This is a genomic window from Arthrobacter sp. PvP023 (assembly GCF_017832975.1).
Taxonomy (GTDB): domain Bacteria; phylum Actinomycetota; class Actinomycetes; order Actinomycetales; family Micrococcaceae; genus Arthrobacter.
The window spans coordinates 2,417,013-2,435,421 of sequence record NZ_JAFIBI010000001.1 but is presented as its reverse complement, the minus strand read 5'-3'; the positions used below and the strand labels follow the sequence as shown (position 1 = coordinate 2,435,421).

19 protein-coding genes are annotated in these 18,409 nt (G+C 65.3%); 9 read left to right on the top strand and 10 right to left on the bottom strand.

The genetic code is table 11. From position 1 onward, the window contains the following. Positions 1–58: 58 nt before the first annotated feature. From pgsA to JOE31_RS11230, 6 genes are all read right to left on the bottom strand, one after another. Entirely contained in the window at positions 59–682 is a 624-nt protein-coding gene (gene pgsA, locus JOE31_RS11255) for a phosphatidylinositol phosphate synthase (protein WP_209744353.1), read from the bottom strand. After that, positions 675–1,265 (bottom strand): HIT domain-containing protein, encoded by a 591-nt coding sequence (locus tag JOE31_RS11250; RefSeq protein WP_209748352.1) that lies wholly within the window; start codon positions 1,263–1,265, stop codon positions 675–677. Before JOE31_RS11250 ends, pgsA begins: the two co-directional genes overlap by 8 nt. A 22-nt stretch (positions 1,266–1,287) precedes the next feature. Beyond that, on the bottom strand, positions 1,288–3,297 hold the full coding sequence (gene thrS / locus JOE31_RS11245) for a threonine--tRNA ligase (RefSeq protein WP_209744349.1): 2,010 nt from the start codon (positions 3,295–3,297) through the stop codon (positions 1,288–1,290). A gap of 144 nt (positions 3,298–3,441) precedes the next feature. Continuing rightward, positions 3,442–6,942, bottom strand: coding sequence for a DNA polymerase III subunit alpha (locus JOE31_RS11240; protein ID WP_209744346.1), 3,501 nt, complete (start codon positions 6,940–6,942; stop codon positions 3,442–3,444). After that, complete coding sequence (locus JOE31_RS11235) at positions 6,939–7,271, bottom strand: DUF6504 family protein (RefSeq protein ID WP_209744343.1); 333 nt, start codon at positions 7,269–7,271, stop codon at positions 6,939–6,941. The genes JOE31_RS11240 and JOE31_RS11235 overlap by 4 nt, the downstream gene beginning before the upstream one ends. 222 nt (positions 7,272–7,493) lie before the next feature. Continuing rightward, positions 7,494–8,282: a GNAT family N-acetyltransferase gene (locus tag JOE31_RS11230; protein ID WP_209744340.1), complete on the bottom strand. Its 789-nt coding sequence runs from the start codon at positions 8,280–8,282 to the stop codon at positions 7,494–7,496. A gap of 174 nt (positions 8,283–8,456) precedes the next feature. Between JOE31_RS11230 and JOE31_RS11225 the strand changes: the two genes are divergently transcribed. Next, positions 8,457–8,843 carry a hypothetical protein gene (locus JOE31_RS11225; RefSeq protein WP_209744337.1) on the top strand — a complete coding sequence of 129 codons (387 nt, stop codon included), beginning with the start codon at positions 8,457–8,459 and terminating at the stop codon, positions 8,841–8,843. A gap of 18 nt (positions 8,844–8,861) precedes the next feature. Here the strand turns inward: JOE31_RS11225 and JOE31_RS11220 are convergent, their stop codons facing one another. Continuing rightward, a complete protein-coding gene (locus tag JOE31_RS11220; RefSeq protein ID WP_011692165.1) occupies positions 8,862–9,188 on the bottom strand; it encodes a chorismate mutase in 327 nt (108 codons plus the stop codon). A 14-nt stretch (positions 9,189–9,202) separates the two neighbouring features. Here JOE31_RS11220 and JOE31_RS11215 point away from each other — a divergent pair, with 14 nt between their 5' ends. After that, a complete protein-coding gene (locus JOE31_RS11215; protein WP_209744334.1) occupies positions 9,203–9,625 on the top strand; it encodes a VOC family protein in 423 nt (140 codons plus the stop codon). 7 nt (positions 9,626–9,632) lie between these two features. Here JOE31_RS11215 and JOE31_RS11210 read toward each other — a convergent pair whose 3' ends face one another. Continuing rightward, complete coding sequence (locus tag JOE31_RS11210; RefSeq protein ID WP_245199600.1) at positions 9,633–10,361, bottom strand: SOS response-associated peptidase; 729 nt, start codon at positions 10,359–10,361, stop codon at positions 9,633–9,635. Between the two features lie 178 nt (positions 10,362–10,539). Here JOE31_RS11210 and JOE31_RS11205 point away from each other — a divergent pair, with 178 nt between their 5' ends. Then, on the top strand, positions 10,540–10,797 hold the full coding sequence (locus JOE31_RS11205; RefSeq protein WP_011692168.1) for a mycoredoxin: 258 nt from the start codon (positions 10,540–10,542) through the stop codon (positions 10,795–10,797). A gap of 127 nt (positions 10,798–10,924) precedes the next feature. On the opposite strand, the gene JOE31_RS11200 is transcribed toward JOE31_RS11205, so the two are convergent. Continuing rightward, positions 10,925–11,674 (bottom strand): lipoate--protein ligase family protein, encoded by a 750-nt coding sequence (locus JOE31_RS11200; RefSeq protein WP_209748350.1) that lies wholly within the window; start codon positions 11,672–11,674, stop codon positions 10,925–10,927. Between the two features lie 16 nt (positions 11,675–11,690). On the opposite strand from JOE31_RS11200, the gene JOE31_RS11195 reads away from it, so the two are divergent. Next, on the top strand, positions 11,691–12,080 hold the full coding sequence (locus JOE31_RS11195) for a DUF2177 family protein (RefSeq protein WP_209744327.1): 390 nt from the start codon (positions 11,691–11,693) through the stop codon (positions 12,078–12,080). Between the two features lie 42 nt (positions 12,081–12,122). Here the strand turns inward: JOE31_RS11195 and JOE31_RS11190 are convergent, their stop codons facing one another. Next, positions 12,123–12,926: a thioesterase family protein gene (locus tag JOE31_RS11190; protein ID WP_209744323.1), complete on the bottom strand. Its 804-nt coding sequence runs from the start codon at positions 12,924–12,926 to the stop codon at positions 12,123–12,125. A 137-nt stretch (positions 12,927–13,063) separates the two neighbouring features. On the opposite strand from JOE31_RS11190, the gene JOE31_RS11185 reads away from it, so the two are divergent. The 5 genes from JOE31_RS11185 (at position 13,064) to JOE31_RS11165 (ending at position 18,299) form a co-directional block, all read left to right on the top strand. Further along, positions 13,064–14,041, top strand: coding sequence for a phosphodiester glycosidase family protein (locus JOE31_RS11185; RefSeq protein WP_209744319.1), 978 nt, complete (start codon positions 13,064–13,066; stop codon positions 14,039–14,041). Between the two features lie 9 nt (positions 14,042–14,050). Continuing rightward, positions 14,051–15,157 (top strand): bifunctional glycosyltransferase family 2/GtrA family protein, encoded by a 1,107-nt coding sequence (locus tag JOE31_RS11180; protein ID WP_209744316.1) that lies wholly within the window; start codon positions 14,051–14,053, stop codon positions 15,155–15,157. A 75-nt stretch (positions 15,158–15,232) separates the two neighbouring features. Then, entirely contained in the window at positions 15,233–15,877 is a 645-nt protein-coding gene (locus JOE31_RS11175) for a DUF4956 domain-containing protein (RefSeq protein WP_209744313.1), read from the top strand. Next, positions 15,874–16,662, top strand: a complete 789-nt coding sequence (locus JOE31_RS11170; protein ID WP_209744310.1) for a polyphosphate polymerase domain-containing protein — start codon at positions 15,874–15,876, stop codon at positions 16,660–16,662. The genes JOE31_RS11175 and JOE31_RS11170 overlap by 4 nt, the downstream gene beginning before the upstream one ends. Before the next feature lie 62 nt (positions 16,663–16,724). Further along, on the top strand, positions 16,725–18,299 hold the full coding sequence (locus JOE31_RS11165; RefSeq protein WP_209744307.1) for a carbohydrate-binding domain-containing protein: 1,575 nt from the start codon (positions 16,725–16,727) through the stop codon (positions 18,297–18,299). Positions 18,300–18,409 lie beyond the last annotated feature (110 nt).

Genomic DNA, 18,409 nt, shown 5'->3' with positions numbered 1-18,409 from the left:
ATCCAATGACCAGGTACTGCTAATACTAGTCCCACGCTGCGACGCAGCTGAATTCGGGTTACCCCGGCAGTCCCGTCTCTTCCAGCGACTGCCGGTGCACGGTGGCGATCCGCTGGATCACGGTGACCAGACTGGCAGCGGCCAGGAGGACCAGCGTCACCAGCAGGACCACGCTGGGAAGGCCGATCCCGGTGAATCCGGTGACCACGAGCACCGACACGAGCCGTTCCGCGCGCTCGGCAATGCCCACGTTGGCGTGGAAGCCCAGGGCTTCGGCCTTCGCCCGAGCATAAGAGACCACCATGCCCAGCACCAGGCATACGACGGCGGCGACGGCGATCGCGCGGTCCGCGCCTCCCGTGAAATACCAGATGGCAAGGCCGGCAAACAGCGCGCCGTCGGCGACCCTGTCCAGGGTGGAATCCAGGAAGTTGCCCCAACGGCCGCCGCGCTCCTGCATCCGGGCCATGATCCCGTCGAGCACGTCCGAGAAGATGAACGCCGTTATAAACAGCGTTCCCCACCAGAGCTCGCCCAGCGGGTAGAGGACCAGCGCGCCCACCACGACGCCGGCCGTGCCCACAATGGTGATGGCGTCCGGTGAAACACCGATCTTCAGCAGCCAGCGGGCAAGCGGTGAGAACAGGGCGGTGAAGAACCCGCGGGCATGCCGGTTAAGCATGTTCGTCCTGGGGCCAGGCCTCGGCAACCTGCTGGCGGACCTCGCCCAGCGTCTGGGTGATCGCTTTTGTCTGGGCGATGATGGGGAAGAAGTTGCCGTCCCCTCCCCAACGCGGGACCACGTGCTGGTGCAGGTGGCCGGCTATTCCGGCCCCGCCCACCACGCCCTGGTTCATCCCGAGATTGAAGCCACCGGGGTTGGAGACCTTCCGCAGGACCCGCATGGACGTCTGCGTCAGTGCCGCGAATTCCGCCGTTTCCTCCACGGTCAGGTCCGTGTAATCCGGGATGTGGCGGTAAGGGCAGATCAGCAGGTGGCCCGGGTTATACGGGAAGAGGTTCAGCACCACGTAGCCGGTGCGTCCGCGGTAAACAATCAGCGAGTCTTCGTCGCTGCGGGCAGGGGCCACACAAAACGGGCAGTCATCCTTGTTCTTGAACTGGTGCTGGCCACCCTTGATGTAGGCCATGCGGTGCGGGGTCCACAGGCGCTGGAAAGCGTCCGGGACTCCGGCCAGACCGAATTCATCGGTCACGTCGCCGTCGCCCGGATATCCCCCGCCAGCGCCTGTGTTCTCCTGCACGTCGCCTGCCATTCCGCTTTCGCTAGCTGGTCCGGTTGCGGACGGCTTCGACAATCCTCTGGACAGCCTCGGCCACCGGCACACCGTTGTCCTGGCTGCCGTCGCGGAACCGGAAGGACACTGCTCCGGCCTCGGCATCCTCGCCGCCGGCAATCAGGACAAACGGAATTTTGTCCTTGCTGGCGGTGCGGATCTTCTTCGGGAAGCGGTCGGAGGAAATGTCCACTTCCGCCCGGATGCCTGCGGCCTTGAGCTGATCCACGACGTCGAACATGTAATCGTTGAAGGCTTCCGCCACGGGGATGCCAACAACCTGCACGGGTGCCAGCCACGCCGGGAAGGCGCCGGCGTAGTGTTCCGTCAGCACGCCCATGAACCGTTCCACGGAACCGAACAGGGCGCGGTGGATCATGACCGGACGCTGGCGGGTGCCGTCGGCGGCCTGGAACTCAAGCTCGAAGCGCTCAGGCAGGTTGAAGTCCAGCTGGATGGTGGACATCTGCCAGGTCCGGCCGAGCGCGTCTTTTGCCTGGACGGAAATCTTGGGGCCATAGAACGCGGCTCCGCCCGGATCCGGGATGAGCTCCAGCCCGGACGCTTCAGCCACCTCGGCCAGCGTGCGGGTGGCTTCCTCCCAAGTAGCGTCGTCTCCCACGAACTTGTCTTCGTTCTTGGTGGAGAGTTCCAGGTAGAAGTCGTCCAGGCCGTAGTCCTTGAGCAGGCCCAGCACGAAGTTCAGCGTGGTGGTGAGCTCGTCCTTCATCTGCTCGCGGGTGCAGTAGATGTGGGCGTCGTCCTGTGTCATGCCGCGCACGCGGGTCAGGCCGTGCACCACGCCTGACTTTTCGTAGCGGTACACCGAACCGAATTCGAAGAGCCGCAGGGGCAGTTCCCGGTAGGACCGTCCGCGCGAGCGGAAGATCAGGTTGTGCATGGGGCAGTTCATCGGCTTCAGGTAGTAGTCCTGGCCGGGCTTGCGCACGGTGCCGTCCTCGTTCAGTTCCGCGTCGATGTGCATCGCCGGGAACATGCCCTCCTTGTACCAGTCCAGGTGGCCCGAGACTTCGTAGAGGTGCCCCTTGGTGATGTGCGGCGTATAGACGAAGTCGTAGCCGGCATCCACGTGGCGCTGGCGGGAGTAGTCCTCCATGGCCTTGCGGATGATGCCGCCCTTGGGATGGAACACCGGCAGGCCGGAGCCAAGCTCGTCCGGGAAGGAGAACAGGTCCAGCTCGGCGCCGAGCTTGCGGTGGTCGCGGCGTTCGGCCTCCGCGATGCGCTCCTGGTAGGCCTTCAGGGCGTCCTTGGTGGGCCAGGCGGTTCCGTAAATGCGCTGCAGCTGCTGGTTGTTCTGGTTGCCGAGCCAGTAAGCGGCTGAAGACCGGGTCAGGGCGAACGCGTTGGAGATGAGCTTGGTGTTGGGCAGGTGGGGTCCGCGGCACAGGTCGCACCAGACGCTGTCCCCGCTCTTGCGGTCCACGTTGTCGTAGATGGTGATGTCTCCGGCGCCCACCTCGACGTTGACGCCTTCTCCGGCGTCAGCCGCGTTGTTCTTTTTGCCCAGGAGTTCGAGCTTGTAGGGCTCGTTCTTCATGGCTTCGCGTGCTTCATCCTCGGACACCACGCGGCGGACGAACTTCTGGTTCTGGTTGATGATTTTGAGCATCATCTTTTCCAGGGTCTTCAGGTCTTCCGGGGTGAACGGCTCGGCGACGTCGAAGTCGAAGTAGAACCCGTCCGTGATGTAGGGGCCGATGCCGAGCTTGGCGTCAGGACGCAACTGCTGCACGGCCTGGGCCATCACGTGTGCGGTCGAGTGCCGGAGGACATTGAGCCCGTCCGGCGAATCAATGGTGACGCCTTCGATGTCCGCCCCCTCGGGGAGCGGCTGGTCGAGGTCCTTCAGTTCGCCGTTTACTCGGGCAACTACAACGTCGCGGCGCTCAAAGAAGAGTTCCGCGCCGGTGGTCCCGGTAGTCACCTTGGTCTCTTCGCCGTCGACGATGAGGGTGATCTGCTGGGCATCTGACACGGGTGTCTCCTATTCAAAGTTAAGGCTTCGTAGCTTGTGGCGTACGGGGACCACAGCCAGCCTCGTCCATGCTATCGGTTGAGAGATGGGCCGACCAAAGCGGCGCGCGTCCGGCCCACGCGCCTGGCCCTTCCGGAGGGAAGCTCAGCCGCCGAGACCCGTGATGGCCAGGCTGCGGCTGATTCCGTCCAGCGGCCCCTGCAACTGGAGGGCCGGATCCCAGGAGTCGGCGGATTGCTTTTCCGGGTACGGGAGGGTCTCGGTGCGGCTGAGGTCCCACGCCATGGTGGCGCTGATGCTGATCCCCCGCGGCCCGGTCCTGCGGGTGTTGCCGCGAATCAGGAGCAGCCGGGTGCCGAACAGCAACGGGCCGGCCAGCTCCTGGGCCTCATGGAAGAACACCGAGTCCACGCAACCGGTGCCGTCGTCGATGCTGATGAAAACGACCCTTCGCCCTCCGCGCATCGGAGGCGTCTGCGTGGCGATCCGGACCCCGGCCACCAGTACTTCGGTGCCGTTCCTGAGCCCCAGGAGCTTATCCGCCGTGGTGACTCCCAGTTTGTCGAGAAGCGGCCGGTGGCTTGTCATAAGGTGTTCGCTGACATCCACTGCCATCAGGTCAAGCTCTGCCCTGACGTTCTCCACCATGCTTGGCGCAGGCAGGGCCGCTTTCAGGTTCCGAAGTTCAACATCGCCCAGGGGCAGCGACAGTTGGCCGTCGATGACCTCAACACCCTTCTTTCCCGGCCGGTTCTGGAGGGTCTGCAGGTGCTGGACAAGGTCTGCCCGGTTGGCGGCTCCCCCGGATTCGCGATGCAGGGCGTCGAAGGCTCCCAGCTGGGCAAGCCGCTTGATGCTGGGCTTGGTAAGCCTGGAGCGGGCCCGCAGGTCTGCCAGCGAGTCATAGGGCTGCCCTGCCACGATCCTTTTGAGTTCGGCCCCTGAGAGCCCGTAGATGCCGTTCAGGCTCAGCCGGATGGCCAGCTTGCCGCGGTCCGGACCGGACGCGACCCGCTCCACCCTGTACTCGGCCTGGCTCCTGTTGATATCAAGGGGCAGGATAGGGATTCCCATCCGCCGCGCTTCGGCCACGAGGAGCCGCTTGGGGTACATGCCGGGATCGTGTTCCCACAGACCGGCCAGGAAAGCCTCCGGGTGGTGGGCCTTCAGCCAGGCCGACTGGTAGGTGGGCACGGCGAAGGCAGCCCCGTGTGCCTTGCAGAAGCCGAAGCTGCCGAAGGCCTTCAGCGTTCCCCACACCTTGTCCACGACCTCGGGGGTGTACTTCCTTTCCCGGGCTTCCTTGCGGAAGAACTCCTCCACTTGTGGCTCCAGGAGTTCGTTCCCCAGGGCGCGCCGGAACTCATCGGCCCTGGCGAGCCCGCAGCCGGTCATGACATCAAAGGTCTTCAGGATCTGTTCATGGAACACCGTCACGCCATGGGTTTCCTGGAGCACGGGCTTGAGGTCCGGGTGCGGATAGACCTCCGGCGCAAAACCGTGGCGGTGTTCCAGGAAGGGGCGCACCATGTCCGACTTCATGGGCCCCGGACGGAACAGCGAAATATCGATGATGAGGTCGTTGAATTCACGCGGGGCCATCTTGCCGATCAGTTCCCGCTGCCCGGGGGATTCGATCTGGAAGCAGCCCAGGGTGTGCGTGCTCCGGATCAGCTCGTAGGTTGGTTCGTCGTCCAGGGGTACGGCGTTGAGGTCTATGCGCCCGTCAGTTGCGATGAAGTCCGGTCCCGAACCGTCCGGCCCGGGAGGATGGGCACCGGCCGCCACCACTTCGGCCTTCGAGGGGTGCAGGCGGATGACCTCACGGACAGCAAAGGCCATGGCACTTTGCATCCGGACGCCGAGGACATCCAGCTTGAGCATTCCCATCGGGTCCATGTCGTGCTTGTCGAACTGGCTCATGGGCAGGCCGAGCCCGCTGGGCTGGACGGGTGTCCGGTCCAGCAGGGTGGCGTCGCCCAGGATCACCCCGCAGGGGTGCATGGAGATGTGCCTCGGCAGGCGGTCCAGCCTCTCGGTCAGGTCAACGAGAAGGTCCAGTTGCTGGTTTTCAGTGAAATCGCGCTGCTCCACCCGGCCCGCGAACTCCTTAAGCTCGGGTTTTTCCGCCAGGGCTTCCCGGAAGTTCCTGGCAGAGAAGCGCCATAGCTGCTTAGCGATTTCGCCGATGTCGCCGTCGTCCATGCCAAGCGCCATGCCGGCATCACGGACGGCACCGCGAGCGCGGTAGCCGTTTTGCATGCTCATGAGGGTGACGCGTTCCGCTCCGAAGCGGTCAAAGATCCGCCGGTAGACATTGTGCCGCTCGGCACTTTCGACGTCGATGTCGATGTCCGGCAGGGTTGCCCTGTCGCGGGAAAGGAACCGCTCGAAGATGAGGTCGTGCTGCAGGGGGTTCACCTGGCTGACATCGATGAGGTAGTTCACCAGGCTGGAGGCACCGGAGCCCCTGGCCGCAGCCCTGACCCCCATGTCCAGGATCATCCGGGAAACCTCGGCCACGGTCAGGAAGTAGGAGGCGAACCGGAGGTTGGCGATGATACGCAGTTCGTGGTCCAGCCGTGCCCGCATTTCCGCCTCTGCCCGCCCTGATATGCCCGGAAACCGCCGGCCGATGCCGGCCTCGCAGCGCAGCGTCAGCTCCACCAGGGGGTCGCCTTCGATGCCAATGACGGAAGCTTCAGGAACAACTGGCTGCTTCCATCCCATATCCGTCACGGGATCCATCCGGCAGCGGTCCGCGAGCGCCTCGGTTTGGCCGAACAGCCTCGTAAGGTCAGTGGCGCCGTATCCCGCGGCATGGATGATTTCCTGCCCGAGTTCGACCATTTGGGCGGATGTTTTCAGCCACCCCCGTCCGTTGGGCTGGAGCAACGGCTCCGCTGTCAGTTCGGGCAGCGATTTCAGGGTGCGGGCTGAATCCAGCACATCCGCCGTGGCGGCGCCGTCCTCCGCGCAGTACCGCACCGCGTTGGTTAGTACTGCCGGAACGCCGTGCTCGGCGGCCAGCTTGAGCATGCGCACCGCGTGGGCGGTGCTCAGCGGCTCCCCGGGGGCACTGAGATGCGACACCACTTCGGCTGCCACGGTTCCCTTCGGCATGCCGTCCAGCCATTGTTTGAAGAGCGTGCGGGGGCGAAGGTACCGGCGTCCGCCCATTGCCCTGCCGACGTCTGAATCCGGCCCCACCAGCACCGTCAGCACCGGTTCGAGGGTTTCCGGGTGCAGTACCCGGGAAGCGATTTCGGCGCGGGTCACCGCGACGGGCACCGCTCCCCCGGCTTTGCCGGAGGTACGGGCATGGGCATCCGAAATCAGCCGGCAGAGGGCGCGGTAGCCGGCACCGTTGTTGTGTCCGTGGGCAAGTACGACGACGCGGCCCGCGAGCTGGGTGCGGAGGTCGCCGTCGTCGTCAAAGACCGCAAGGTCAACCCCGACGACAGGATCCAGGCCCGACGCCATACAGGCTTTGAGGTGTTTGACGGTGCCATACAGTCCGTCCCTGTCAGTGCAGGCAAGCGCCGTTGCCCCGTCGGCGGCAGCCGCCTGGGCGAGCTCATCCGGCCAGGAGACACCATAGTGGGCGCTGAAGGCGGTGGAAACGTGAAGATGGGTGAAACTCATGCTGATTGCGGCCTCAGGGCATCGTGGATCTTCAGCAGTCTCCACCGTCCGCTTCCGACGTTCCGAGTCAGGTCCAGGGTGAGGGTTTCAGGGGGTTCCGGTGCTGCTTTGGCATCGGCAAGCCGGACCTGGACGCGCCAGATCTCGTGATCCACCAGTCCCGGGCCGGTTCCCAGCGGCGCCCGGGTTTCCTCGACCCACCACTGCCGGCGTTCAAACCAGTGCACGGGCTCTTGGCAGACCGTGTAGTGCCGCCCTGCCCAGGTGAGCGCGGACGGCTGGCCGGCGGGCGTGCAGAGGACGTCGACACCCTCGCTGAACAAGCCCATCGGCGCCTCCCGGAACTGCACTCCCCTTCCCGTAACGGGCGATCGCACCGCCGGGAGGTAGAAATCTGAAATGATTAGTTCGAATATATCTTCGAATAAATCAAGTCTACGCCGGAGCCCGGACAAAACCTACACATGTTCCCGGTCCGGCCTCCGACGAACGGGTTGCCCGGGTTTACCCCCACGTATTCAGCGGCGGTAGGGCAGCTGGCACCCCCGGCTTCAGCGCTGCCAACGATAGGGGGTTGTTGTTGAGACCCGGAGAAACCCATAGCGCTCAAGGATCGGTCGGGAGCATTCGGTCGAATCACTGTGGATCAGTTTCTTGCCCTGCCTCAAGGCGGACTGAGCCCGGGCCGCGGTGACGGCCCGGTAGATCCCTCGGCCACGCCACTGTTCGCGGGTCGCCCCGCCCCAGATTCCCGCGAATTCGGTACCCGGAACCGGCTCCAGGCGGCCCGCGCTCACAATCGACCCTCCGTGTTCGGCAACCCAGAGTTCCATCCCGTCGTCTTCCGCCAGGCGGCGCAGGAGCGCCTCTGCGTTGCTGTCCGACACTGGACCGCCGAAAACTTCGTCCTGCATTGCGCTCATGGCGCGGATATCCGGCTCTTGATCCACTCTCCGCAGGGTCACCCCGGACGGCAGTTGCACATCGACATTCAATGCAAGGGCGTGGCCGATCATGATCGACTCCGTCTCATCAGCCTCAAATCCGTTCCCCAGCAACGCGTCATGGAGGCCGGGCGCAGCATCATGACCACGCGTTTTCCACTCCACCCGCACGATACTTGGATCTTTGCGGAAGTGAGTGAGCGCTTCGGCCACCCACTGCGCAATCGCTTGGGCGCCGGCTCCCTCGAGGTTTCCGTAGGTCACAAAACCCCGGCCGCCCACGAAGGTCACAAGGCGCAAGGGCCCCAGCCGTTCGACGGCGATCGCACCTGGAGTCTCCGCATCCGTCCTGAGCTGCCGGTCGTACGCCGCGAGTAAATGCTTCGCAGAAGTCATAGTTCCCCACGGTACCGCCGCCGGCCTTGCGCCGGAGGAGCCGGAGGACCGGATCGATGCCGGCAGTCCGGCTCTACTCGAATATATCTTCTAATAAATAACGGCCCGGTCGAAGCCCGGACAAAACCCCGATCAGGGGTGGACGGACGGGAGCGCAGGGAGCAGGATGGAGCCATGAGCTCCCATGACGCACTCCTGAAGCACGTAGCCATCGCCGCCAAGGACTCCACCTTGGTGGCGACTTTTGATATAGACGGAAACATCCCCGGGGCGGGCGCCTACGTAGTGGGGCTTGTCGCGGCCACGCCGGATCATTCCCATCAACGAAGAATGGGCATTGAGTTCATGAACGGCGAGGCTGTGTCCTTCTACTGCTTCAGCCACGACGGCACAGAGGAGAATTTCGACCTCAGCGGCGTGACGCACTCAGGCAACACCATTACCGGCAACTTTCCCATGAGTACCGTCCTGGGCCTGGAAAAGGGTCACCTGATGACTGCCTTCAGCGACGCCGACGGCAGGGACTATCAGGCCAACGTGCCCGTGGAAGAATCCCTCTGAGCACCTAGTTGCCGGCAGCTAGTTGCTGGCGTTGTGCACTTTCATCTCAAGCTCGGTGAAAGCCGTGATCATCGCCCGGTAGGTCTTCTCCACGATGTCCGGGTCGATGTCCTTCTTCTCGGCGGCGGCGCGGACATGTTCGATGACCTTCTCCACCCGTCCGGGAGCCCGGACCTCCGCGTCATCGCCCTTCAACGTGCCTGAAATCCGGATCAGGCGTTCACGGCGGGCAATCAGGGTAACAATCTGCTCATCCACTTCATCGACGGCCACGCGGACAGCTGCGAGCTGCTCCCTGTCGGCCTGGGCGTCTTTGTCGTGTCCGTGATTTGTGGGCATGTGCATGACAGTATCTAAGAATGCAGCCTCGAGTCGACTTCATTTCATTGGGCGTCCGCAGTGTTGATGCCTCCCGCGCCTTTTACGTCAACGGCCTCGGCTGGCCGGTCCACCGGGAAGTCCCCGGCGAGGTGGTGTTTATCCAGGCCAACCACGGCCTCATTCTTTCCCTCTGGGATGCCGGCCAGATGCAGACCGAGGCCGCCGTGGACAGCCCTGCCGGGGTCCCCTGCATCACATTGAGCCATAACGTGGGCAGCACGGCGGACGTTGACCGGGTCATGGCCGATGCCGAGGCAGCCGGGGCCGCCGTGGTGGCCTCGCCGAAAACCCAGCCATGGGGCGGGTACACCGGATATTTCGCGGACCCGGACGGATTCCGCTGGGAAATCGCCTTCAATCCCACCTGGGCCGTGGACGCAGCCGGCAACGTCACGGTCTGAAAGCCGGCTAGAACAGGCCTTCCACCGGCCGGATAAGTTCCGGCGAGTCATTTTTTACATTCCCGACGGCGGTGCCAACGGCGTCGATGGTCCAGCCTTCGGCAACGTCGTGCGCACCGGCCCGGACCAGATCCACCAGCCCCGCGGCATCGTCCGCCTGCGGATCCAGCCATGCCTGCATGGTCCCCCGGTCCATGGGCAACGGCACCCTGTCGTGAAGGGCGGTGAGTTCAGCCAGCACTCCCCCGGCGTAGCCGTCCGGCGGCGAATCGGTCGTCATGATCGAGGTGGACAGCATCCAGCGCTGCGGGTCTCCCTCGGGCTTGGACGGATCTTTCCACCATTCATACAAACCGGCGAACACTAGCGGCCGGCCGTCCTTCGGGTGCACGTAGTAGGGCTGCTTGCTGCGGCCTTCACCCTTCCACTCGTAGTAGCCGTCTGCCGGAACCGCGCAACGCCTGGACCGGGTCGCCTTGCGGAAGGCCGGCTTCTCCAGGACGCTCTCGCTTCGCGCATTGATCATTTTCGAACCGATGGAAGGGTCCTTGGCCCAGGACGGCACCAGCCCCCAGCGGGCCACGTGCAGCTGCCGGACCGGGCTGCCGTCCACCAGCCGCTCCAGCAGGATGGGCACGTCCGCGGTCGGGGCAACATTCCACGACGGCGGAACCACCAGCTCCTCTTCCAGTTCAGCGTCAAATTCTGCCAGCAGGTCCCCGACGGCCCTGGCCATCACGTAGCGTCCACACATGGCACCAGCATGCCACCGCCCGCATGCAGTGTCACCCGGCGTAACCCGGGAGTGGCTTCGGCGGCCCGGCGTCCGGGGAATACCGGCAGCCGGGTTACGGTTGAGGACAAAGACATCTGATTTGATAACGACGAGCAATAACGAGCTTGAGGAGAACTCCGTGGATTTCACCCCCGAATCCGGCACCATCACCATGTTTTCGACCACTTGGTGCGGATACTGCAACCGCCTGAAGAAGCAGCTGGACGCCCAGGGCATCGGCTACACCGAGATCAACATCGAAGAAGTCGAAGGCACCGCTGACCTCGTTGAACAGCTCAACGGAGGCAACCGCACCGTCCCCACCGTGCTCTTCCCGGACGGTACCGCCGCCACCAACCCGTCGGCAGCTGAAGTGAAGAGCCGGCTCGCGGCCTAGGCGCCATCTCTTGAAGTTCATAAGGCCGGGCACCGCGGGTGCCCGGCCTTTTGCGTGCCCGACCGCCGTCCGGGCAGACCCCCAGTCTCCGGCCCGCCCGCCGTCCGGGCAGACCCCCAGCCTCCGGCTAGCCCCGCAGGCTGGCGAAGTCCGCGTAGTCCAGCTGCGCATATCCGCCGTAGGTGTTGATGACGGCCGCTTCGATGGCCGCAACGTCGATTCCGGGAACCAGGTCATCCACCGCGCCGGCGGTTGCAGGGTCCCAGTCGAGCCCCAGTGCCGCGTAGCTGGCTTCCAGGACTTGGCGGATCGGTGCCGAATTCTGCACCACGATGACCGAGCTGAACAGCCAGCCGCCTGAGACCACCCGCTGGGCCGTGCCGATCAGTTTGACCTTGTGCTGCGGATCTGCCGGGTCCAGGCCGTGGACGCTGAACTCTCCGGGGCAGTACTCGCCCGGGATTTCGCCGACGGCAGCGTGGACCCCGGCGCTTCGAAGCGCGTCCGCCAGCATTTCGCCGAAGACGGCGAAGCGTCCCTTGGCACCGGCAATGGCGTCGGCATGCGGTTCCACGTGGTCGACGATCAGCGTTCCCTGGTGATACGCCGCGGCCCGGCCGCCGGCCTTCCGCACCAGCGGTTCAAAACCCAGTTCGCGGCAGGCCCGCGCGGCAGCCTCAAAGCCCGGAAGGTGCGCGTCGCGTTGGCCGAAGGCCACAGTGGGAGCGGGGCGGTAGAGCCTGAGCGTCGGGCCGACCTGCCCGGTCTTGGCCAGGCCCAACAGTTCGATGCCGAATTCGAGGTCACGCGCCGCACCCAGCGACTCCTCCTGCCGGACAATGGTCAGCGTGGCGGGTGCGCCGGCCGCATGCTGCATCTTGCTAAGCTCCCTCATGGTCATTCTGCAATTCCTGGTCGTCGCCGCTGCGTTCGCCGTCATTGACGCCATCTGGCTCAAGACGATGAACCCCTATTACCGCCGACAGATTGGTGGGCTGCTGGCCGACAAGCCCAATCTAGGGTACGCGGTGGTGTTCTACGTGATCTACATTGCCGGCATTGTGTTCTTCGCCCTGCGCCCCGCGCTCGACGGCGGCAGCTGGCTCAGCGCCGTTGGCTACGGTGCCGCCCTGGGCACCTTCGCCTACGCCACGTACGACCTCACCAACGCCGCGACGCTGAAAACGTGGCCCTTGCAGCTGATCATCGTGGACATTCTGTGGGGCGCGGCGCTGACCGGCCTGGCCACACTGGCCGGCTGGCTGGTGTTCCACCAGAACTAGGGACAGCGACAACAGCGCCGCACCGGGGCACTTTCGCAGCAGCTACGTCCTGCGGAGGGTCAGGATCTGCTCTGCCCGGCCGAAGGGCCCGGCGAGGTCGTGGAGCACTGTTGACGTCAGGCCGATGCCATCCACACCGAAGGAGACTGCGTTGTCCAGGCCCAGCCAGTCACCGGAGGGTTTCCGGTACATGTGGATCTGCAGGTCCAGATTGGGGAACGCGTAGCTGTCCTTGCCCGGAGGCACGCGCGCCGCTATTCCGTTCGCAGTATCAACCAGCCCCATCAGCCGTGCGACGTCGCCGCTGTCCGCCCTGTCAGTGAGCGGATGCGAGGTGCGCAACCAGACGGTCCCGGAGCCCGGACGGTGTCCGTCCGCAACGCGCATCTCCAAGGACCGGATGTAGCCTCCCGGCCAGACGCTGGCGCCGTCGTATGGCGAGCACTCCTCCGGCCCGGGAATACGGGTGTCTTCCACCGCGGCCACTGCCGATGTGTCGGAGGTGATCATCCGCCATGCGGTGGCCCGGATGGCCACCCGCCCCTCAGCAACCAGTTCGGCCTGCAGCAGTTCAATGGTGCGTCCGGGCCGGAGCGTGGTGGTCACGACTTCGAAGTCGCCGCCCGGGATGAGTCCCAGGATCTCGTAACTCAGGCGGGCCATCCTGACGTCGTCGCGCGGGGAGTGCCGCTCCAGGCAGTCCGCCATGATCCCGGAGGCGGGCGCCATGTGCTGTTCATGCTCGTTCCAGGCGCCCTGGGCGTGAATCGTTGAACGGAACCGTCCGCCGCCCAATGACTGGTAATAGAACCCGCCCTCGGCAAGTTCCGGAAGTGGAGCAGTCAACGTCGACCCTTTCGCATGGCTGGTGATGATCCCAGAACACACTATCGCCTGCGGGCCCGCACCATCCCCTCATCCTCACAGCTTCCTCATATCAGGGCCTCATGGCCGGCGTAAGTCCGAAGCCTAGAAATAAGGGCATGACTCTTCTCAAGAACAAGCAGCGCAAGGGCAGCCGCGTACGGCGCGCCGTCGTGGCGGGGGCGGTTGCCCTTACCCTTTCGGCCGGCGGGGCCACCGCCTGGGCGCTGGACCGCTTTGTGGTCCAGCACGTGGAAATCCCGGACGTGTCCGCCTACCAGGCGAGCCAATCCGGCACAGCCACCGGAAACACCGCCAAAGAATCCGGCAGCACCTCCTCCGCCGTCACCACCGACACTTCCTATGACTCGGACAGTTCCAACATCAACATCTCCACGGTGACCACCGGCAGCGGCGACAGCACCGTCGCCTACTACGTTGCCGACGTCGTACTGGATGACGCCAATACGCTGCAGTCCGCGTTCGCGAACAACAGCTTCGGCGAGAACATCACCGAAACCACCTCGGCGATCGCCGAGGCCAACAACGCCGTGTTCGCCATCAACGGCGACTATTACGGATTCCGCGACACCGGCATCGTGATCCGCAACGGTGTGGTGTTCCGCGACGACGGCGCCCGGCAGGGCCTGGCCTTCTACCGCGACGGAACGGTCAAGGTCTATGACGAAACCGCCACCACTGCCGAGCAGCTGCTGGCGGACGGTGTCTGGAACACCCTCTCCTTCGGCCCGTCCCTGCTCGACAACGGCGAAATCGCCGGCGGCATCGAGGACGTGGAGGTGGACACCAACTTCGGCAACCACTCCATCCAGGGCGAGCAGCCGCGAACAGCCGTCGGCGTCATCGACGAAAACCACCTGGTGTTCGTGGTGGTTGACGGCCGCAGCCCCGGGTACAGCTCCGGCGTGACCATGACGGGGCTGGCGCAGATCATGAAGAACCTCGGCGCCACCACCGCCTACAACATCGACGGCGGCGGATCCTCCACCATGTACTTCAACGGGGAACTGGTCAACAACCCCCTGGGCGAGAACAAGGAACGCGGCACCTCCGACATCCTCTACATCGCGCAGTAGGCGGCGGACATGATCATCCTCATCCCGGCCTACGAGCCGGACCAGCAACTTCCGGCCCTGATCCGGTCCATCCGGGATGCCGAGCCGCGGGCCACCGTGGTGGTGGTTGATGACGGCAGCGGACCCGCGTTCCGGGACGTGTTCGACGGCGTCAGGGCACTTGGGTGCCACGTCATCGGTTACGCCCTAAACCGCGGCAAGGGCTTCGCGCTCAAGACCGGTTTCGGCTTCATTGCCGACCACCTGCCCGGCCGGAACATCATCTGCGCCGACAGCGACGGGCAGCACACCATCGTGGACATCCTCAAGGTGGCGGCAGCTGTGCAAAGCACACAACACGGCGGCTCACCGGCCATGGTCCTCGGCACGCGAGGCTTCACCGGCAACGTCCCGGCCCGCAGCAGGCTCGGCAACAACGCCACCCGCCTGCTGTTCACCCTCGCCACCGGCCAGCGGATTTCCGACACCCAGACGGGCCTTCGCGGTTACCCCGCCTCCATGGTCCCCTGGCTCCGGTCCGTCCACGGCGAGCGCTACGAGTACGAGCTGAACCTGCTGCTGGAAGCCAAACAGGCGGGATACGCCATCAACAGCGTGGACATCGCGACGGTCTACCTGGACCACAACTCGGGTTCGCACTTCAGGCCGGTGGCGGACTCCGCCCGGATCTATGCCCCGCTGCTGAAGTTCCTGGCGTCGTCCTTCACGGCCTTCCTGGTGGACACCCTGATGTTCCTGGCCCTCACCGCGGCCACCGGCTCCCTGCTCCTGGCGGTGGTTGGCGCCCGGGCCGTAAGTTCGGCCGTCAACTTCGCCGTCAACCGGCAGTTGGTCTTCCGGCGCGGCCGCGAGAAGCCCGCGGCCCGGACCGGCGCCCGCTACTTCGGCTTGGTGGCGGTGCTGCTGGCCGCCAACTACGGGTTGATTGCCGCCTTTGAAGCGCTGGCCCTGCCCATGCTCCCCGCCAAGATCCTTGCCGAAACCGCCCTGCTGGCCACCAGCTACGCGGTGCAGCAGCGGTTCCTCTTTGCCGGGAAAAATGCCGGCAAGGTCAACGGCAAAGCCGCGGCGGAAACAGCAGATGAACTCCCGGCAAACACTCATATTCCGGCCTAGGTTCCGTCACAGCACCTGCACAGTTCGGCCGTGGATCGTGGGAACCAGTCCACCAATCAGATTCCGGAGAATTCCATGACACCACTCGTCCTCATCGCCGCCGACCTTGCCGCGATCAGCATCCTGACCTTCGCCCTGTACCTCCGCCGGCACCGGCGCCGCGACCTGGTGGTGTCCTACCTCGGCATGAATGTCGGCGTCATGGCAGTTGCGGCCGCACTCTCCGGCTCGGCCGCCGGCGTGGGCCTGGGCCTCGGCCTCTTCGGAGTCCTGTCCATTATCCGGCTGCGTTCCACCGAACTGGCCCAGCACGAGGTGGCCTACTACTTCTCGGCCCTCGCCCTGGGCCTCATCGCCGGCCTCGGCATCGACCCCGTGTGGCTGCCGCTGGCGCTGATGGGCATGATCCTGCTGGTCATGTTCGTCGGAGACCATTCCCGTGTCCTGCCCGCCTACCGCCACCAGACGGTGATCCTGGACCGCGCCATCGCCGTTGACGAGGAACTCTACGCCCGGCTGGAAGAAGTGGTCCACGGCAAGGTCCACTCGGCCACCGTGCAGGAGCTGGACCTGGTCAACGACAAGACCATCGTTGATGTGCGCTACGCCTACATTCCGGCAGCAATCCCCGCCGCAAGCTACCTGGCCGCATTTCCCGCCCCGGGCCCCGTCTCCGCTCCGGCTTCCGGTCCCGTCCACGCCTCGGCCGGTGCGGCATGAGCGGCCCGTCGCAGGCCGTCATCCCGGGCACCCTGCGCCTGCTGCCGTCCGTGGGGCTGGACGAACTGAATGCGGAAGCCGCCCTGCAGACCCGGGTGGACCGGAAGTATGTGGTCCCCGAGGCGCAGGCGCAGGAGCTCCTGGCCTCCTTCGAAGCCGACGTCCGGGTGCTGGAGATGGACGGCTGCCGCTGCTTCGCCTACGACTCCGTCTATTTCGACACGGCTGAGCTGGACAGCTACCTGCTGGCCGCCCACGGCCGCCGTCGGCGCTACAAGGTCCGTACCCGGACCTATCTGGACAGCGCCGTCAGCTTCCTGGAGGTCAAAACGGAAGGCGCCCGTGAGGCCACGGTCAAAGAGCGCATCCCGTATGAACTCACCGACCGCGCCCGATTGACGGCGGAGGGTCTGGAATATGTCCGCGAAACCCTCACCGCCGCCGTGGGCGCAGTGCCGGACGGACCCCTTGGCCCCGTGCTGGAAACCCGGTATCACCGCACCACCCTGTACCTGCCGGAATCCGGCAGCCGGGCCACCATCGACACGGATGTTACCTGGCAGCGGCCGGGCGGGCAGCCCTGGGTGCTGGACGGCGCCGTGATCCTGGAGACCAAGTCCGGATCGACGGCTGGCCCGCTGGACCGGCACCTCTGGGCCCATGGTGTCCGGCCGTCCAGGATCTCCAAGTTCGCGACCGGCCTGGCAGCCCTCTGCCCCGAACTGCCGGCCAACCGCTGGAACCGGACCCTGCGCCGGACCCTGACGCTCCGTCCTGCGGCCTGAACGCGGCTCCCCCTTCTCCTTTCCTCCGTATCACCCACAAACTTCCCGAAGGAACACACACCATGAAAAGCTTCCGCACTTACCTCTCCGTCACCGCCCTGGCCCTTGCCGTGGGGCTGGCCGGCTGCTCCGCCGCCGGAACCACGTCCAGCGGCACCTCGATCACCGGCGGCACCGGCTCAGGAACGTCGGCGTCGTCCGGAACGGCAGAGGCCGTCTCCCTGGACACCCTCGCTGCGGACACTCATTACGACGCCGATGACCTCACCTGGGACGCCGCCTCCGAGGTGGCCGTGACCCTGGCCGACGGCGCCAGCTCTGTGACTTCGGGTTCTTCGGACGCGATAAAGGTCGACGGCGATACCGTCACCATCAACGGTGCCGGAACCTACCGCCTGAACGGATCACTGTCGGACGGCCAGGTAGTGGTCGCGGCCGGCGAGGAGGACGTTGTGCGCATCATCCTGGACGGCGCGGACGTGGCCAGCTCCACCGGCTCACCGTTTGTGGTGCAGAGCGCCAATGAGGCAATCGTCTTCCTGGCAGACGGCACTTCCAGCACCCTGAGCGATGCCGCCGGCTACACGGACCAGGGTGACGATGCCCCCAACGCGGCGCTGTACTCCATGGCCGACCTCACCATCGCCGGCACCGGCTCACTGACCGTCGATGGCAACTACAACGACGGTATCTCCGCCAAGGACGGCCTGGTGCTGGCGGCGGGCAAGGTGACCGTGGACGCCAAGGACGACGGGATCGTGGGCAAGGACTACGCAGTCCTCCTCGATGGCGCCTACCAGGTCACGGCCGGCGACGACGGATTCAAATCCGACAACGAGGAAGACGAAGGCCGCGGCTGGGTCCTCGTCAACGGCGGCACCCTGACCGTGAGCGCGGGCGACGACGGAATCAAGGCCTTCAACACGCTGACCATCGCGGCCGGCACCGCCACGGTGAAAAAGTCCGAAGAAGGCCTGGAAGCCCAGCACATCGTGATCTCCGGCGGCACCGCCAACGTCACCTCGAACGACGACGGCGTGAACGCGTCCGGGGGCAGCACGGGCACCACCTCGCAGGGCGGCATGGGCGGCGGTATGGGCGCCGGCGAGATGGCCGCGGGCGATTACACCGTGGAAGTCAGCGGCGGCTCCCTCACCATCAATTCACAGGGCGACGGCCTGGATTCCAACGGCAGCGCCACCATCACCGGCGGCACGGTGGTGGTCAACGGGCCCACCAACGACGGCAACGGCGCGCTGGACGTCAACGGCGAACTTGTGGTCAACGGCGGAACCGTCGCAGCAGCGGGAAGCTCCGGCATGGCTGTGACTCCGGGAACGTCCTCATCGCAGTCCGGCGTTCAGCTCACCTTCGGCACAGCCCTTCCGGCCGGCACCACCATCCAGCTCGCGGACCCGAGCGGCGCCGTGGTGGCGACCTTCGTGACGGCGAAGCAGGCAGCTTCGCTGGTCTACTCCTCCGCGGCCGTCACGGCCGGCCAGGAATACACCGTTTACACCGGCGGCACTGCCCGCGTCACCGCCGGCCTCGGTGAAGGAACGCTCGACGGCGCCCAGGAGCAAGGCACTGTCACAGCCGGCGAATACACGGCTGCGCGCGGACCCGGCGGGCACTAACGGCACGGCCGCCCGGCAGGCGGGGGACGACGGCACGGCCGCGTCCCCCGCCGTGATGCTGCAGTGTTTCTGTGGTGTCTTTCTGTGCTGTCTTCCTGTGCTCAGCACAA

Bases quoted from the DNA above. Each gene is read 5' to 3' on its own strand.
- pgsA (WP_209744353.1), bottom strand. From the start codon at position 682: ATGCTTAACCGGCATGCCCGCGGGTTCTTCACCGCCCTGTTCTCACCG.
- JOE31_RS11200 (WP_209748350.1), bottom strand. From the start codon at position 11,674: ATGCAGCATGCGGCCGGCGCACCCGCCACGCTGACCATTGTCCGGCAG.
- JOE31_RS11175 (WP_209744313.1), top strand. From the start codon at position 15,233: ATGACACCACTCGTCCTCATCGCCGCCGACCTTGCCGCGATCAGCATC.
- JOE31_RS11195 (WP_209744327.1), top strand. From the start codon at position 11,691: ATGGTCATTCTGCAATTCCTGGTCGTCGCCGCTGCGTTCGCCGTCATT.
- JOE31_RS11185 (WP_209744319.1), top strand. From the start codon at position 13,064: ATGACTCTTCTCAAGAACAAGCAGCGCAAGGGCAGCCGCGTACGGCGC.
- JOE31_RS11180 (WP_209744316.1), top strand. From the start codon at position 14,051: ATGATCATCCTCATCCCGGCCTACGAGCCGGACCAGCAACTTCCGGCC.
- JOE31_RS11230 (WP_209744340.1), bottom strand. From the start codon at position 8,282: ATGACTTCTGCGAAGCATTTACTCGCGGCGTACGACCGGCAGCTCAGG.
- JOE31_RS11170 (WP_209744310.1), top strand. From the start codon at position 15,874: ATGAGCGGCCCGTCGCAGGCCGTCATCCCGGGCACCCTGCGCCTGCTG.
- JOE31_RS11210 (WP_245199600.1), bottom strand. From the start codon at position 10,361: ATGGCCAGGGCCGTCGGGGACCTGCTGGCAGAATTTGACGCTGAACTG.
- JOE31_RS11220 (WP_011692165.1), bottom strand. From the start codon at position 9,188: ATGCACATGCCCACAAATCACGGACACGACAAAGACGCCCAGGCCGAC.
- JOE31_RS11215 (WP_209744334.1), top strand. From the start codon at position 9,203: ATGCAGCCTCGAGTCGACTTCATTTCATTGGGCGTCCGCAGTGTTGAT.
- JOE31_RS11240 (WP_209744346.1), bottom strand. From the start codon at position 6,942: ATGAGTTTCACCCATCTTCACGTTTCCACCGCCTTCAGCGCCCACTAT.
- JOE31_RS11235 (WP_209744343.1), bottom strand. From the start codon at position 7,271: ATGGGCTTGTTCAGCGAGGGTGTCGACGTCCTCTGCACGCCCGCCGGC.
- JOE31_RS11165 (WP_209744307.1), top strand. From the start codon at position 16,725: ATGAAAAGCTTCCGCACTTACCTCTCCGTCACCGCCCTGGCCCTTGCC.
- JOE31_RS11225 (WP_209744337.1), top strand. From the start codon at position 8,457: ATGAGCTCCCATGACGCACTCCTGAAGCACGTAGCCATCGCCGCCAAG.